A 15,972-nucleotide genomic window follows, 5' to 3' on the forward strand; every position below is an offset into this window, starting at 1 on the left:
TACTGACTAATGACTGTTTTGGTTCAAAAACTGTTCGACGAAATTCGTGTAAACTTCGCCGTTGAGAAACTCCGGGGAATCGAGAATTTTTTGGTGGAAGCTGAGGGTGGTAGGAACGCCGGTGATGGCGCATTCCCGCAATGCCCGTTTCATCCTGCGGATGGCTGTCGGTCGATCGCGCCCCCATACAATTACTTTACCGATTAAAGAATCGTAGTAAGCGGGTATTTCGTAATCGGTGTAAACGTGAGAGTCCATCCGCACGCCGGGGCCACCGGGAGGCAAATAACCGCTGATTATGCCGGGGTGGGGTCGGAAATTGCGATCGGGATCTTCAGCATTGATGCGGCACTCTATGGCGTGGCCGTTGAGAATTACTTGGTTTTGCTTGATTTGCAGCTTTTCTCCTTGGGCGATGCGGATTTGTTCGGCTATCAAGTCGAGACCTGTAATCATCTCGGTGACAGGATGTTCTACTTGGATGCGAGTGTTCATTTCCATGAAGTAGAACTTGCCCGATTTGTCAAGCAAAAATTCGACTGTGCCGGCACCCGTGTAGTTGATGGATTTGGCGGCGGCGACGGCGGCGTGACCCATTTGATCTCGCAGTTTCTGGGTGAGGGCTGGGCTGGGGGCTTCTTCGAGGAGTTTCTGGTGTCGGCGCTGAATCGAACAATCTCTCTCGCCGAGGTGGATGACGTTACCGTAGTTGTCGGCGAGGATTTGGATTTCGATGTGCCGGGGTTTTTCGATGAATTTTTCGAGGTAAAGTCCGGGGTTGCCGAAGGCTGCATCGGCTTCGCCTTGGGCGGCTGAGAATAGTTTGGGGAGTTCCGAGGGTTCTCTAACTAGCCTCATCCCGCGGCCTCCACCGCCGGCGGTGGCTTTGATCATCACAGGATAGCCGATGTCGCGGGCGATCGACAAAGCTTCGCGATCGTCGGCCAGCAATCCCTCGCTACCAGGAACTGTGGGGACTTTCACCCGCTGCATGGTTTCTTTGGCGGTGGATTTGTCGCCCATCGCCCGCATCGCGGCAGGAGAAGGGCCGATGAAGGTAATTTGATGGTCGGCGCAGATTTCGGCAAATCGGGCGTTTTCCGCGAGGAAGCCGTAACCGGGGTGAATGGCTGCGGCGTTGCGCGTCAGGGCGGCCGCGATGATGTTGGGGATGTTTAAATAGCTTTTGCTGCTGGTGGGGGGGCCGATGCAAACGGCTTCGTCTGCCAACTGGACGTGCAAGGCGTGTTTATCTACGGTGGAGTGAACGGCGACCGTGGCAATCCCCATTTCCTCGCAGGTGCGCAGTATGCGGAGAGCTATTTCTCCCCGATTAGCGATTAAAATTTTCGAGAACCCCATCTTCGCTGCTTAATTCACTCAATATTCTGTACAATAATGCCTTTCGGTATGTTCTGGATAATCGTTTTGCAGAAATTGTTCACAAAAATTTATTTTACATTTGGCTGGTAGTGGTGCTATGATTGTAAATCGGCGGTGCAAAAGGGCAAGTCACAAGTTAAATGTCAGGAACCTCAACCTGTGAATCATTAACTCGTAACGCAAAAATCCCGGAGATTGCCAGAAAGAGCGGATGTGGCGGAATTGGTATACGCGCACGCTTGAGGTGCGTGTGGCATTATGTCCTTGCGAGTTCGAGTCTCGCCATCCGCATTGAATATGTAAAACAACTGTTGACAGTTTTTGCTGTCGGCAGTTGTTTTATATTGAGTGGTTTTTCTACAAAGTCGATCGAGTTTTAGATCGGATTGTCGAAAACTCGATCGAACTAACCATTCTTTAACTGTCGATCGACAATTGTGTTTGAATTAAAAAGATAGATACTTATCGTTTGTCAAGTAGAATGGGGTTAGTTAGGTTCCGAATCCGAGAGTTGGCTGACGAAAAAGGATGGACGCTAAAGGATGTTGCCGATCGATCGGAGGTTCCGTACAGCACAGTCAGGCACTATGCTCGTTCGGAAGGACTAGCAACGGTTGATATCACATCTATTCAAAAGATAGCTCGCACCCTCGATGTTTTGATTGAAGAGTTAATGGATGTTGTCAAAGAGTAAACAGATTTATCAGTAAGTCGCGAGAATATGACTGCGAAAATGTAATTAACAAAGAAAGCAGAGGGCGATTACACATCCCCAGAGGGAAGTTGGTTTTGGGGACTAGGTGAAATTGTCTGCTGATCTGATGATTTAGCCTTGAGGAGGCGTTTAGTCCTAAACCAAGCGAACCATCCCAAGCCTCCACCGCATAAACAACTAAGTACAACGGCAATAATGAAGGGATGCGGCGGTAGCAGAGGATGTTGGGGAGAAGGGAAATCCCAAGGTTTTTCGATTAAGGGGTAGCAGGCTGCTAAGATTCCGGCGACGCCAACTCCTACACCGATACCGGTACCAACTGCTTGAATCGTGTTTTGTAATTCGCGATCGGACTTGGCTTGTTCTATTTCCACCAAACCCCGCAATGTATTGATAAATTCGCCGATCAAGTCTTTACCCGGCTGGATATAACTGAGGTAGGTTTCTATTTGGTCGAGATAGCGCTTGCAGGTAATTTTGCCAAACTCTCGCCAACTGGGAATATCGCCCGGTTGCCAGAATTTTTGTAAGTAAGTTTGATAGTTGAGCTGATTGGTTTTGATTGTGGTATAATGCCCTTGCAGATTTCGCAGTTGCCGTTGATACTGCATAGATAGTTCTGGCATTGATTCGAGAAGTTTTTGCAGTTCTTCTAAGGGCTTATCTTGCTTGAATTCTTTAATCTTTGCTTCTATGTCACTATATGCTTTTCTGGCTTTACTGTAACTTTCTTGCGCTTGTTGGTAAAAATATTCAATTTTGTGGCGAGTCAAGAGTGAGCAAAATAAATAGTCATAAACAGGCTTTACATCTGGAGATATCCCTTGATTGTCTATCCAAACTAAAATCCGATAGAGTTTTTTGGGTTGATTGGGTTGGCTAATTTCATATTCAAATAGGGGAACTTTGAGCAAGTTACCGTTAGCGACTAATCTAAATGTAAAGTTAGTGTTTTTTAACAGATTTATCACTAATTCATCAGCTACGCCTTGACATTCTGTATCAGGTATTTCTGTTTGTCCGTAAAGCCAGATGGTTTCACCGAGAGTGTTTTCCGAACATTCTAAGAAAAGGCTGCTAGGTTCAAATAAATCGATTTCTGCTGCTGCGATATCTCGCTCATTATCGGCGGGAGATAAAGTTAGATCGAAAGCGTAGGTATCATGCCATAGAAAGGGTTGCAGATTCCCGCTAATCGCTAATTGATTTTTGTGAATCGCAGTAAGTGCGATCGGCTGTTGTTCTTTGGTTAGCCATTGATTGATTAAATTTAAGGCTTTTGTCTGATGTTTGACAGCCTGGGATTCTTCATCAAATTTGTAGCAAACTAATTTAGATTTTAAATCTTTTAGTTCAGTGAAAGGCAGTTTTTCACTTATTTTAATCAGATTTTCCCAAATAAAATTGGCTGTAGGTGAAACTCGATCGGGAGGTTCAGCTAAAGTTTGATTGAGATGGAAATAACAAACACTGATACTAAAATTTTTCATGGAGAAGACGGCGTATCTTGATTGGCTTCAGGAGGTTTTTCCGCAGCTATCGCCAGATTTTCTAGGGTTTCTTTCAAAATTTGACTTGGCTGTCCCGGCTTAGTGGGTGATTGACCTTTATTGGGTAATTTAACTTCCTCAAATTTCATCACCTTAGCCCTGTATTGAAGCTTCATTGCTGGCTTATCTTGCAGCCACTTTTCAATTAGTTCGACATTGTTGTCATCATTGTCTGTTAATTCAGCTTTGAGAGAAGCTAGGGCATATCTCAAGTTAAAAAAGAAATCTGATTGAATTAATTGCTGGAAAATTTCTATTTTGTTGCTGCTATTAGTCATGTTTTGCTCTGCTTTGCCAGCCGCACAGAAGCCGGCCCAATGAAAGGGGTTTTGATAGATTTTAGCACAGAGTCCTTGAGTTGCTTTGTCCTCTTCCAAGCAGTATTGTAAGATTCCTCGCCACTCAGTGTCTAGGAGGTGACATTGGTTTGTCCAGTCGAGGAAGCCTTGGATGTCGGTGTCTCGCATCCAGATTTGGGCTTGGCTTAATGCTAGGGCGAATTTACCGGGTTGGTGGTAGAGGTTTTCGTAGGTTTTGATCAGTAAAATCGCTGTGGAAATGGGCTTTACTGACCACAGGCTGACGTATAAACTGGGACTACCAGCTAGTAGGAAACCGCTGGTAAGGCTGATGTATTCGTCGGTGTTGTCGAGTTGGACTTGTCCGGTTTCGCAGGCGGAAAGGGTTACTAGGCTGCATTGACTGAGGTTGAAATAGCGGATGATTTCTTCTAGGGTGAGAGTACCGTCGGCTAGCTGTAAACCAGATTTTAGCGGTGCGTTGGGATCGAAGAAACCGTGACAGGAAAAGAACAGATGATGGCTGTCGGCGACTTTTTCGGCTATTTCTAATTTTGACTCTGATTGTTTGCCTTTTTTGGCATTTTGCTTAGCAAAAATTTCTGGGCTGGGGAAAATATTTTTGATGCTTTGTACTTCCATTTCCGCAGCCGTTAAGTCATTTGTGGGGTTCTGAATGGCGAAGAATTGATCGAATTTACCCCGTTTGTATTTTTGGACTTGGTGCAATAGTTGACAACTGGGGGCGTAGGAAACTCCATTCTCGAAGCAGTCAACGAGACAGGGATTCCGGGGGCAATTTTGGTTGTTGGGGTGAAAGCGCTGCCAACTTTCCCTACTCACCGGGAGGGCGTGGAGAGGGAAGAGGTGCAAGTAGCGGTGGGGAATCAGGATTAGTTTATCGCAGGTTTCGGGAATCGAATTGAGTATTTCATCAATGTGAAGAATTTGGGCTAGATTTGCTAGTTTTTCCTGTAGACCATCTTTCCATTCATTAGATAACTTGTTTCTATAATTTCCATAACTTCCTAAATATTCATTTACCCAATCAATTAGTTTTTCTAAATCTTGCGGTGATGATTGCCAAAATTCGATTCCCCCTGCCGCCAATAAGGGGGGTTCTGAATTTCGCTCGGGTTCGCTGTGAGATAACTGTGTAACTTCTAATTGATTCTCTCCCATTTTCAAGGGGGATTCCGATCCCTCTTCCTCCACCATTAATAAGGGGGGCTGGGGGGGATCGTTCGCGATGAGGAAAGCACAAAAACTATCGCCCAAAATGTACCATTCTACAATGGCTGTTTTTTCATCGGCTAACTTCTGAATTTCACCAAATTTGAGAGGTGTATAGGGATATTTTGCAGCTAAATCTTGGCGCAGTTGGTTGATGAAGTCATAATTTTTTTCTTCAGCTTGTTTTAACCGTTGATTTTCTTGGGCAATTCTCAGTCTTAACTGTTGCAACTCTTGGCGCACTTGGGGGAGAATTTCTCCTTTGGGATACAAATCTTTCACTGACAGCAACTCGATTAAGTTTTGCCCCTTGGAACGTTCGGCAAATTCCACAGCTTCGGTGTAGCGTTGCAGTTTGATGCAAACTTCTACCATGCCCAGATAGAGTTGATTCCATTCTTCGGCTAATTTCTGTTTGGTTTCATCCCCAGATTGAATCTCATTCCGTAAAAATTCTACTGTTTCAATCGCTTGGGCATAGGTATCATAAGCGAGTTGCCATTGCTGGTTAGTTCGGTAAAGATTACCTAAATTAGATAAAGTCTCTGTATGTCGTTGTGGGAAAGCCTCGCGAGTTCTAATAGTTAAAGCATTGCGATAAAGTTCGATCGCAACTTCGATATTCTGAGCTTTCTCTCCCCTGATTCTGTAAATGTAGGCAATTGCCAGATTATTTTGCGTCGCCGCCCAATATTCGGGAAAGGCATCGCGGGTGCGGATGGTTAATGCAGCCGTGAAATATTCGATCGCAACTTCGATATTCTGAGCTTTCTCTCCCCTAATTCTGTCACAGTAGGCATTTGCCAGATTATTTTGCGTGCTAGCCCAATTTTCGGGAAAGGCATCGCGGGTGTAAACGGTTAATGCAGCAGTGTATGATGCGATCGCCAGTTCGATATTCTCTGCTTTCTCTCCCCTGATTCTGTCACTGTAGGCTGCTGCCAGATTATTTTGCGTCCTTGCCCAATTTTCGGGAAAGGCATCGCGGGTGTAGATGGTTAATGCAGCAGTGCAAGATGCGATCGCCAGTTCGATATTCTCTGCTTTCTCTCCCCTGATTCTGTAACTGTAGGCAATTGCCAGATTATTTTGCGTCGCCGCCCAATCTTGGGGAAAGGCATCGCGGGTGTAGACGGTTAATGCTGCAGTGTAAGATGCGATCGCACTTTCGATATTCTGAGCTTTCTCTCCCCTGATTCTGTAAGTGTAGGCAATTGCCAGATTATTTTGCGTCTGGGCCCATTTTTCGGGAAAGGCATCGCGGGTGAGGACGGTTAATGCTGCAGTGTAAGATGCGATCGCACTTTCGATATTCTGAGCTTTCTTTCCCCTGATTCTGTAAGTGTAGGCAATTGCCAGATTATTTTGCGTGCTAGCCCATTTTTCGGGAAAGGCATCGCGGGTAAAGACGGTTAATGCTGCAGTATAAGATGCGATCGCACTTTCTATATTCTGAGCTTTCTCTCCCCTGATTCTGTAAGTGTAGGCAATTGCCAGATTATTTTGCGTCTGGGTCCAATTTTCGCTTCCGGGTTCCCGATTATTTAAAACTATTTGATAACCAGTAATGGCAATTTCAATATTATTCGCTTTCTTCCCCAGCGGAAAGTCATTAATATGAATACTCAAGCTTCCAATGCGGTCTAGAATAAATTCAATTGCTTCGGGATGTTCTGCAATTAACTTCTGGACCACTTCCTGTAAAATCTTGGCAAAACGGTCATTGAGGAGATGTTGCCGCCCGGCCAGCATGGGGTAAATTACTTTAATATCGCTCTGGCTATCTTTTTCTGCTTGCAATAAGTCTAGGATAAACTTTGCATACTCTTGGGAATTTTCACCTTCAGAGTTATCGCTATCTCCCTCATCATTCATCCCCAAGAATTGCCCAAGCTGACTAGCCAAATTCCGTAAAAAATTAGCGGGATTTTCCTGTCCTTCATCTGCCAGGTTTTCTGCTACTACCTCGCAAACTTCCAGAAACCCCGAATCTACCAATTCTAAATTAGCCTGTAAAATCTGCTGTTTCTCACCGTTGGGGCCATTCAGAAGTGTCTCAATCAATTGCAGATAAGCTTGGGCGCGGGTTTCGTCCATTGTGGGGAGTTGTCAGTAACACCGATGTTTATTTTACCATGATTCGATGAGTGGCCAGAAACCGGGTTTTTTCGAGAATATTTGGTTACAGGCGAAGAGGTGGGAAAAAACCCGGTTTCTTCGATCGTGCGAGTAGCCAGAAACCTTGGTTAGCCCGATAGTCCGCCAGGGGTTGAAACCCCTGTCTCATAGCAAAAGTCCTCTTCAGAGGACTAAAGAGTTTTTCATTTTTATCTCGGATTTTCAGTCGGTTTCAACCGACTTTCGCTATTAGCCAGGGGTTGAAACCCCTGGCGGTTGTGGCAACACCACTAGAGTACAAGCAACATAGGAAAAAACCGGGTTTCTTCTAATTTTGCGCTAATTCCGGCGGCCGCCCCATCAAGCCTGTCATCAGCCGCAAGGCTAAAAACCTCACTGGCGGAATTGTCCGCAAACACCACAATCCAAAGCGGCGAAATGCTACAATTGGCAGCCAAGTATTGGAAAATAATCTGTCTAGAAAATCGGTAAATCCTAACACGATTAAATTCTCTTTTTTCCGCCAGTTGTGATACCGTTTCAATACTCGCAAATCGCCGATGTCTTCGCCTTTTTGGTGCGCTTGCTGCAAGATTTGGGCGATCGCCCCTGCGTCTCGAATGCCCATATTTAATCCCTGGCCGCCGACGGGATGGCAGCAGTGGGCCGCGTCGCCAATTAGTGCTAATCTGGGCAAAACGTAGCGATCGCTCTGCATTAACTGCACGGGAAACAAAAAGCGATCGCTCTCCAATTCCAAACGCCCTAAAAGCCCGCCCGTGCGCTGTTCCAACAAAGTCAAAAACTCTTTTTCATCCATTTGTTGCAAAGCTTTTGCTTCCGCGTGGGGTGCTGTCCAAACTACTTGACAGCGGTTCCCAGGTAATGGTAAGACTCCCATCGGGCCGCTCGGCCAAAAGCGCTCAAAAGCGATATCATTGTGCGGTTTTTCTGCTTTAATAGTGATAGCAACGCAGGATTGCCAGTATTTCCAGCCGCGGGTGCTGATGTTGGCTTCGGTGCGGATGCGCGATCGCGAACCGTCGGCGGCGACTAATAATTTGGTGCGAATTGTCCGAGTTTCGCCGTTTTGTTTGACTTCTATTTCGGCGCAATCGGTTAAATATTTTACCTCGACTACTTCCGCCGGACAAACCCAACTAAAATTCGGGTTTTTTGCCAAAGATTCTTGCAAAGCTGACAGCATGACTCGGTGCTCGCCAACGTAACCTAAAGCTGCTTTTGGTACGGGCAATTTGCCAGTATTTCCCAAATCCGGGCGGTGGAATTCGACGACACCGGGATAGTCGCCATCGCAGAGGCTAATTTGCTCGAAGGTGGTGATTTGCGGCAAGATTTGCTGCCACACGCCGATACCTTCTAAGATCATTCCTGATAGCAGGGTGATTGCATAGGCTTGTTTTTTGGCTGCGGCGGCTGCGGGGAGTTGGGTTTCAATTATTGCTATTTTTAAGCCGGAATCTTTTAAGGCGCTGGCTAAGGTCGCCCCGACTATGCCCCCTCCGACGATGGCTATGTCAAAGTCGAGTGTCGGTGTTTGCTTCGGGGCTGTGGTTGGAGAAAGTTGGTTTACAGGCATTTTCAAGGGATTTTGTCAAAGTTAATTGGATTGTTACTTTGTTATTGTAAAGAATTATTTCGATTTAGGGCGATCGAGCGACGGAGACGGGAGATGGGGAGATGGGGAGACGTTGAGAAATTTATGATTAATGACAACCATCAACGATCAAATGCCCACTATCAACTGCCAACTGCCAACTGTCAACTGTCTAATGACTGCTGACCATTTCCTTTGTGTTTTCTGCAGCGAGCCCTGATACTTTCTGCGAAATGGGAATTTCTATGACAAACTCTGCACCTTCGCCAGGGGCAGAAATACACTGCAATTTGCCTCGGTGCTTTTCAACTATAATCTGATAGCTGATTGAGAGTCCCAAGCCCGTGCCTTTGCCGACGGGTTTAGTAGTAAAAAATGGGTCGAACAACTTGCCAATAACTTCTTGATTGATTCCCATCCCGTTATCTGCAATGCGAATTGTTACTGTGTCTGAATTCGCACTGGTGCTAATCTGAATTCGGTTGTGGCGAGAATATATTTCTTGTGAATAATGAGTGCTGTTGTAGTCTTCGAGAGCGTCGATCGCATTTCCTAAAAGATTCATAAATACTTGATTGAGCTGACCTACATAGCACTCGACTTTTGGAAAATCGCCGTATTCTTTGATAATCTCAATAGCGGGACGAAGTACATTAGCTTTGATCCGGTGCTGCAAAATTAGCAAAGTGCTTTCGATTCCTTCATGAATGTCTACTCGCTTCATCTGCGATTCGTCAAGTCTGGAAAAGTTGCGTAAGGATACAACTAAGTCGCGGATGCGATCGGCTCCTACCTTCATTGATTCCAAAATCTTCGTAAAGTCTTCCATTAAGTAATCAACTTCAATATCTTCGGCTGCTTCTACAATTTCTGGGACGGGATTTGGGTATTTTTCCTGGTAAAGATGGAGCAAACCGAGCAAGTCTGTGGCGTATTGGCTGGCGTGGGTGATGTTGCCGTAAATGAAGTTAATGGGATTGTTAATTTCGTGGGCTACGCCGGCGACTAGCTGCCCGAGAGAAGAGATTTTTTCGGTTTGAATTAGTTGAGTTTGTGCTTGGTGCAACTCGTGGACAGCTTTTTCGAGTTCGGCTGCTTGCGATCGATACTGTCCCTCCGACTGCTTGAGTGCTTCCAAAACTTGGACTCGATCGCTAATGTCGGTGTGAGTTCCCACCCATTCGCGAATGCTGCCGTCTGCTGCCAAAAGAGGGACGCCCCGCACCCAGAAGTGTCTGTAGCTGCCGTCGGCGGCTCGCAAGCGGTGCTCGACTTCGTAGAGACTTTTTGTTTCTATTGCCCGCATCCAAGCTTGTATTGTGCGATCGCGGTCTTCTGGGTGTACTGCTTGTATCCAGTTGTCCTTCTCTTCAAAGCTGATGTCCGTATAAGCTATCCAATCAGGCTGAGGCCTGTCGAAGATTCCGTTAGCGTCTGTCATCCAAACCATCTGTGCGGTGGCCATTGCCAGCGATCGATATCTTTCCTCACTCAGACGCACCGATTCTTCGGCTTCTCGGCTGGCTGTCACGTCGCGCAAAATAGCTGTGAATATGATTTCGCCTGCCACATCGAGTTTGGAAATAGAAGCTTCGGCAGGAAATTGCGTACCGTCTCGGCGGCGGGCGAAAATTTCTTTGCGGTTGCCCATGTTTCGGGCTTGTTTAACGCCGCCGCCGAAATTACTGACGAGGTGGCTGTGAGGGGTGGCAAAAGCTTCGGGCAACAGCAGACTCAGGCATTGCCCGATCGCCTCAGCAGCAGTCCACCCAAAAATCCTTTCTGCCCCTTGGTTGAACAGGATAATTTTTTGGTCGGCATCGACGGAAATAATCGCGTCGTCGGCAATTTCTACAATTCCGGCGAAACGAGCTTGAGACAGTTGCAGCGCTTGTTCAGCTTGGAAGCGATCGCTGATGTCGCGGGCGATCGTCGAAATGTATGCGAGTTTGCCGCCCGGTGCGGAGTGGGAGATGATAACTTGGCTGACGGGAATTTCGAGTCCCGATGCTGACACAAAGGCTGTTTCTCCACTCCAAAAGCCCTCGGAAACTGCGGTGGCGATCCCTTGATTCAAAGTGCTGCGGGCTGACGCTGCCGTGAATTCTGCAACTTGTCGGTTGGATATATCTTCGTTTTCGTCTATACCCACCATTTTTCTACCTGCTTTGTTGATGTAAATGGGGCGTCCTTCGAGGTCGCAGATACCTACAAAATCCGGCGTTGCTTCCAGAATAGCTGCCAGATTGCTTTTGGCGATTTCGGCTTGTTTGCTCTCAGTAATATCCCGCGCGATGCTAACTATACCGCTGATATTTCCTAGCCCGTCCCGGTAAGCGCTTTTTGTAGAAATAAATGTCCGCAAATTGCCTTTAACTGGCAGTTCTTCTTCGATTGATTGCGTTTCTCCCGCTGTCATAATTGGGAGATCGGTTTTCCTAATGTTGGCCGCAATTTCCGGCGGAAATAACTCCCTGTCATCTCTGCCTACAATGTCGTCTACAGACTTGCCAATTATACTGGCTCCCGCAGCATTAAGCATTAGGTAACGGCCCTGCACATCTTTGACGAATAGGGCTGTCGGCGTACTGTTGATGACTGCCATCAACAGGTTATAGTTTTTTTGAAGCGCTTGCTTTGTTGTTTGAGAATCGAAAATTTGCTGCTGCAATTGCTCGTTAGTGATTTGCAGTTGGATAGTCCGTTTCTCAACTTGATTTTCTAAGTTTGATTTAGCTTTCCTCAGTCCCAGTTCCGCTCGATAGCGCTTCCGGTCGGCGGTGCACAGAGTTTTTGCATTCTGCCAAATCAGAACTGTAAAAATAATCACGTTCAATACGCTTAACAGCGATATCCCTACCTCCGGTGTGTAGGCTTGTAACCGCTCTCCGGATATGATGAAATAACCGACTAAAGGCGGGATAATGATTGCCCGTGGTAATAAGCGCCGCACCATGATACCGCCCGCGCGATCGCTCGTCATTACTGCTATCAATCCTCGCTCTGGACTGGCAAATAAAATGCCGAAGCTCAGCAACATAAATCCTGCGGAAGTGTGCAAAGCCATTCCTGTACTATTGCCAATTTGGTAAAATAAAGCTTTGTCGTAGAAATAGCCTATCAAACCCATATATGCAATTAAAAATGCAGAACAGCTTAAGATTTGAATCCGCAGATATTTAGGTCGACGTTCTAACAGCAGCAGTAGGGCTGTTCCCAGCAATAAAAAAGCACCCGCAGTATTCGGTGCCATGCGTCCGGGTGTTCCGGTGATTGTCAAGGTGTAACTTTCTTTAAATAGCAGTTGGTCGATGCCTAAGTCTAAATTAAAGCTATATTGAACCAGGGTTAATAGGCTAATTAATATAATTAAAAATGAAGGTACAAAAATTAAGTGTTTGTATTTCTTGTGAGACTTTCTTGCTCTTAATTTAGCGCGCCGGATCTGTTGGATGAATAGAGAAAAGCCACCCAAAATAAAGCAGACAGCAGTATTGGCTTTCATGGTAACGAGTCCGGGCAGAATGCTTTTTAACATTTGCAGATCGAATATCCAACCCAAAAGGACTGTACAGCCGATCGCCATTACTGCAATACTCGCTTTTTTGGAAAAAGACTGCACAGCAGCCATTCGGGTTGAGGGCGTTTGCAGTTGTTGTGCTCGTTCAAAAACTTCCAATTTCTCGCTCCCTCAAATTATTTGGATTTCTACGTATCTAAGGTAACAATAAACACTCTAGTGAGATTGTTGCCCGCTATACAAAGCTGCTTGAGATTTTCTCAAAGCTGCCTAAGCATAAAATATGAATTATATTATATAACTTTAGAGATATAGTCAAATGAAGGTTGAAGGCTCTTATGTAGAAGGCATACAACAGAATTCAATATTTTTTATTGGTGGAAAATTTTTAAAAAAATTCCTTGTTCCTTGTTCCCTGTCCCTTGGATCTTGGGAATTGACCGCCGATTCATCGGCAAGACAGAGTGTTTTTACTCAGTACATCGAGGAATAATGGTAGCGGATGAATCACTCTGCAACAAGATCACTCACATTGCAAATCGGCTGTTGTGGCTGTGGGAAATGCGATCTGCAGAACATATAAGACTCGGCGGTTGAAACCGCTACTACAAAAACAAAGTCCCAGCAGAGAGGGACTAAAGAGGGGATATTAAAGTCGGATTTGGTAACTGTCAACTGTTAACAGTCAACAGTCAACAGACTCCCAACTTTTGAAGTGCTTCCAAAGCTTCGGTTGCTGACGGGTAACGCTGGGGGAAAGCGTACAGAACCATCTGGTCTAAAACGCGAGCCAACTCCGGAGTGACAATTGCATTTTTCTGCCAGATGAGATTGCCTAAATTATCAACTCTGAGTTGTTTCGGGCGCATCCCTGTCAAGGCTTGAATCCCGATGATCCCGACAGCATAGATGTCGCTGCAAAATTTCGGCGAGCCGATGGCTTGTTCGGGGGGAATGTAGTCTTGCTGAGTACCGCCGCGCGATTTTGTTTGACCGATGCTGTTTTGCGAGGTGTTGATTTCTTTAACTGCCCCAAAGTCAATTAATACAATCTTGCCATCTGATGTCCGCCTGATTAAGTTTTGAGGGTGAACGTCGCGGTGAATTACATTTTGTTTGTGAACAAAAACAAGCACTTCTAAGATATCTTTCAACAAAGCGATAACCTGATGTTCTTCCCAGGGTTGACCTTCGATTAGTTCTTGATACAAAGGTTGCCCTTCGATGAATTGAGAGACTAAATAAAAATATCCATCTTCTTCAAAGCGAGCTAACAATTCTGGTATCCGATCGTGTTGGCCCAATCGATATAAAACCCGCGTTTCTCGATCGAATAGGTGGCAGGTTTTCTCAGACTGGCTTTTCAGCCGCTTGACGAGGCACAAAGGTCGATCGGGCAAATTTTCATCTTCAGCCAGATAGGTATCGCTGTACTCCGTATTCACCAAATGTTCTCTAATTCGGTAACGCATCCGCAGCAGCTTTTGCAACATGGGATCGACAGAATTAGCTGGTTGTGTACCTTTTTGTACAGATCTCATGATGCAGTCCCAAAGATTTGCTCCGACGACTCTTTCTTCTTGTCCAATAATTTCTGCTTGCTTCAGTACCTTGGTGAGGTCTTTCCACAAGTTGTAGCCGACATACCGCCCCAGGTAGCCCACTGTGTACCCGCGGGCGATCTGATCGTTTTGCTGAATTTCTTGATAGGTCAAACCCCCTACAACGCCTCGAATTATCGACTGTTGCAACCGACTTAGGCGTTTTTCTGTTTGTTCGTATACCAAATTGTCCAAAAACAATATTGCTTCTTCTACTGTCATAGTTTCATGTGTTAAGTTACTTGTACAAGCTCTGCACATCTTTTTTTATAAAATAGCAACTTGCCAGGAATCAGCTACAGCTTTCCATTCACCAATTACCCAGTACCCATTGCGTTGCGATCGGGCAACTGAAAACTGCTGTATTTAGCTTATACATGATTTAACTTTACTTTAATAGCTTGTCTACTTATTGAAATATAATTTTACAAATATGACTTTTATGACTTGAAGTTCTGAATTTTATGAATTGACATTATAAGGAGTTTGGAGTATTATCCGAATTAAGGTTTTAAGTGAAGTAAATCTATGATGCTTTTAAAAGCATAACCGTTATAATCGCCCGGCTTAAGGGGTGACAATACATCAGAAAGCGTTACTGGGTCGATCGCCAATCCAACGCCATGAATTCCAACGCTATCTGAGGCTTGGTGGAAGATATAACGCCGGCTCAACTTCCAAGCCGCAGGATATCAGTTCTGGAATTTTCATCATTTTTCATAGGTTTGTAGTGAGGGCGCAGAGTCTTCTTCAATGTAGATTAAGGACTGAAGCCATTACTACAAACAACGTCACATTTCGGAAAAATGACAATTTTTTTAACTTATGTTAGGTATCTACACGAATCCTACCGATCGCCCTTTTTTCATTCAACAGCCAAAGGATCTCGCCACATCAGCATTTCCGGTTAACAACGACTTGCTCAACCGAGCGATCGATCCATTCAATGTTTCTAGTTATAGTGCTGCATCTAGCTTTCCTAAGCTCCCAACATTCAGCACAGACCAACAGACACAAACTACGGATTTTATTGTAGCGGGTGCCAGCGCTGGCTTTAGTTACTCTGTGAGCGATGCTCAACTCAAACCGCAGTCACAGTCAGCGAGCCCAAACACAGATCCCCTAACGGGAACGATATCTGCCTCTCAGTTTAATTTCTCTGATTCAGATAACTCTCTTTTTACAGCTCGTAATGTTGTTGGCGTTCAGAACGGTAACATCAGCTTAACGGAGTTTGTGGGGCCAGGGGATATCAACGATTTCTACCGATTCGATATCAACACTAATAGCAATTTTAGCCTGCGTCTCGACGGTTTGACGGCGGATGCTGATGTAGACCTAATTCAAGATAGAAACCGCAACGGTGTAGTTGATTCTGGCGAAAGTATTGGCTACTCTCTTGAGAGTGGCACCGCCCCCGATGCGATTAATTTATCCAATTTGGCTCCAGGGACATACTATGTCCAAGTCTATAGCTTCCTAGGCGACTTTACCAATTACAACCTGACTCTTTCTGCAACACCTGTTCCTGTCTTGCCCGATATTCCTACACCTAACGGTGTTTTTAATCGCAATTACGGCTACGGTTTAGTGAATGCAAATGCAGCAGTTACCCGCACCCTGAACCGCTCAAATCTATTCCCTGATGTTCCTAATTTGAGCGATAATAATTGGGGGGTAGACACTATAAATGCGCCCGATGTTTGGGAGCAGAACATTACAGGAAATGGGATTGTTGTAGCTGTAATCGATACTGGTGTTGACTACAACCATAGCGACTTGGATAGTAATATTTGGGATAACGCTGATGAAATTGCGGAAAATGGCATCGATGACGATCGCAACGGATTTATTGATGATACAGCACTTTGCTTAACGATTAGGTACAATATTAGAGGTGGTAAGAAAGAGAACAATGAAACCCTACTCCCTAGA

The 15,972-nt window shown here is 45.4% G+C and carries 8 protein-coding genes and 1 tRNA gene; 3 read left to right on the forward strand and 6 right to left on the reverse strand.

The window, feature by feature from the left end; translation table 11 throughout:
• Positions 1–6: 6 nt before the first annotated feature.
• Positions 7–1,362 carry an acetyl-CoA carboxylase biotin carboxylase subunit gene (accC, locus tag QUA23_RS21860; protein WP_333078109.1) on the reverse strand — a complete coding sequence of 452 codons (1,356 nt, stop codon included), beginning with the start codon at positions 1,360–1,362 and terminating at the stop codon, positions 7–9.
• 228 nt (positions 1,363–1,590) lie between these two features.
• On the opposite strand from accC, the gene QUA23_RS21865 reads away from it, so the two are divergent.
• Positions 1,591–1,674 (forward strand) — tRNA-Leu (locus QUA23_RS21865).
• A 190-nt stretch (positions 1,675–1,864) separates the two neighbouring features.
• Entirely contained in the window at positions 1,865–2,077 is a 213-nt protein-coding gene (locus tag QUA23_RS21870; protein ID WP_332973393.1) for a helix-turn-helix domain-containing protein, read from the forward strand.
• Between the two features lie 68 nt (positions 2,078–2,145).
• Here QUA23_RS21870 and QUA23_RS21875 read toward each other — a convergent pair whose 3' ends face one another.
• From QUA23_RS21875 to QUA23_RS21895, 5 genes are all read right to left on the reverse strand, one after another.
• Positions 2,146–3,588 carry a hypothetical protein gene (locus tag QUA23_RS21875; RefSeq protein WP_333078110.1) on the reverse strand — a complete coding sequence of 481 codons (1,443 nt, stop codon included), beginning with the start codon at positions 3,586–3,588 and terminating at the stop codon, positions 2,146–2,148.
• Positions 3,585–7,277, reverse strand: coding sequence for a CHAT domain-containing tetratricopeptide repeat protein (locus tag QUA23_RS21880; protein ID WP_333110509.1), 3,693 nt, complete (start codon positions 7,275–7,277; stop codon positions 3,585–3,587). The genes QUA23_RS21875 and QUA23_RS21880 overlap by 4 nt, the downstream gene beginning before the upstream one ends.
• A gap of 349 nt (positions 7,278–7,626) precedes the next feature.
• The gene (locus QUA23_RS21885; protein WP_333078112.1) at positions 7,627–8,898 is read right to left on the reverse strand and encodes an FAD-dependent hydroxylase; all 1,272 of its coding nucleotides are present in this window, start codon (positions 8,896–8,898) and stop codon (positions 7,627–7,629) included.
• A 190-nt stretch (positions 8,899–9,088) separates the two neighbouring features.
• Positions 9,089–12,595, reverse strand: a complete 3,507-nt coding sequence (locus tag QUA23_RS21890; protein WP_333078113.1) for a PAS domain S-box protein — start codon at positions 12,593–12,595, stop codon at positions 9,089–9,091.
• Positions 12,596–13,128: 533 nt separating this feature from the next.
• Entirely contained in the window at positions 13,129–14,259 is a 1,131-nt protein-coding gene (locus tag QUA23_RS21895) for a serine/threonine-protein kinase (RefSeq protein WP_333078114.1), read from the reverse strand.
• Between the two features lie 603 nt (positions 14,260–14,862).
• Between QUA23_RS21895 and QUA23_RS21900 the strand changes: the two genes are divergently transcribed.
• The coding region (locus QUA23_RS21900; RefSeq protein ID WP_333078115.1) for a pre-peptidase C-terminal domain-containing protein at positions 14,863–15,972 on the forward strand (1,110 nt) is incomplete at its 3' end.

Source organism: Microcoleus sp. Pol1C5, assembly GCF_036701115.1.
Classification (GTDB): Bacteria; Cyanobacteriota; Cyanobacteriia; order Cyanobacteriales; family Microcoleaceae; genus Microcoleus.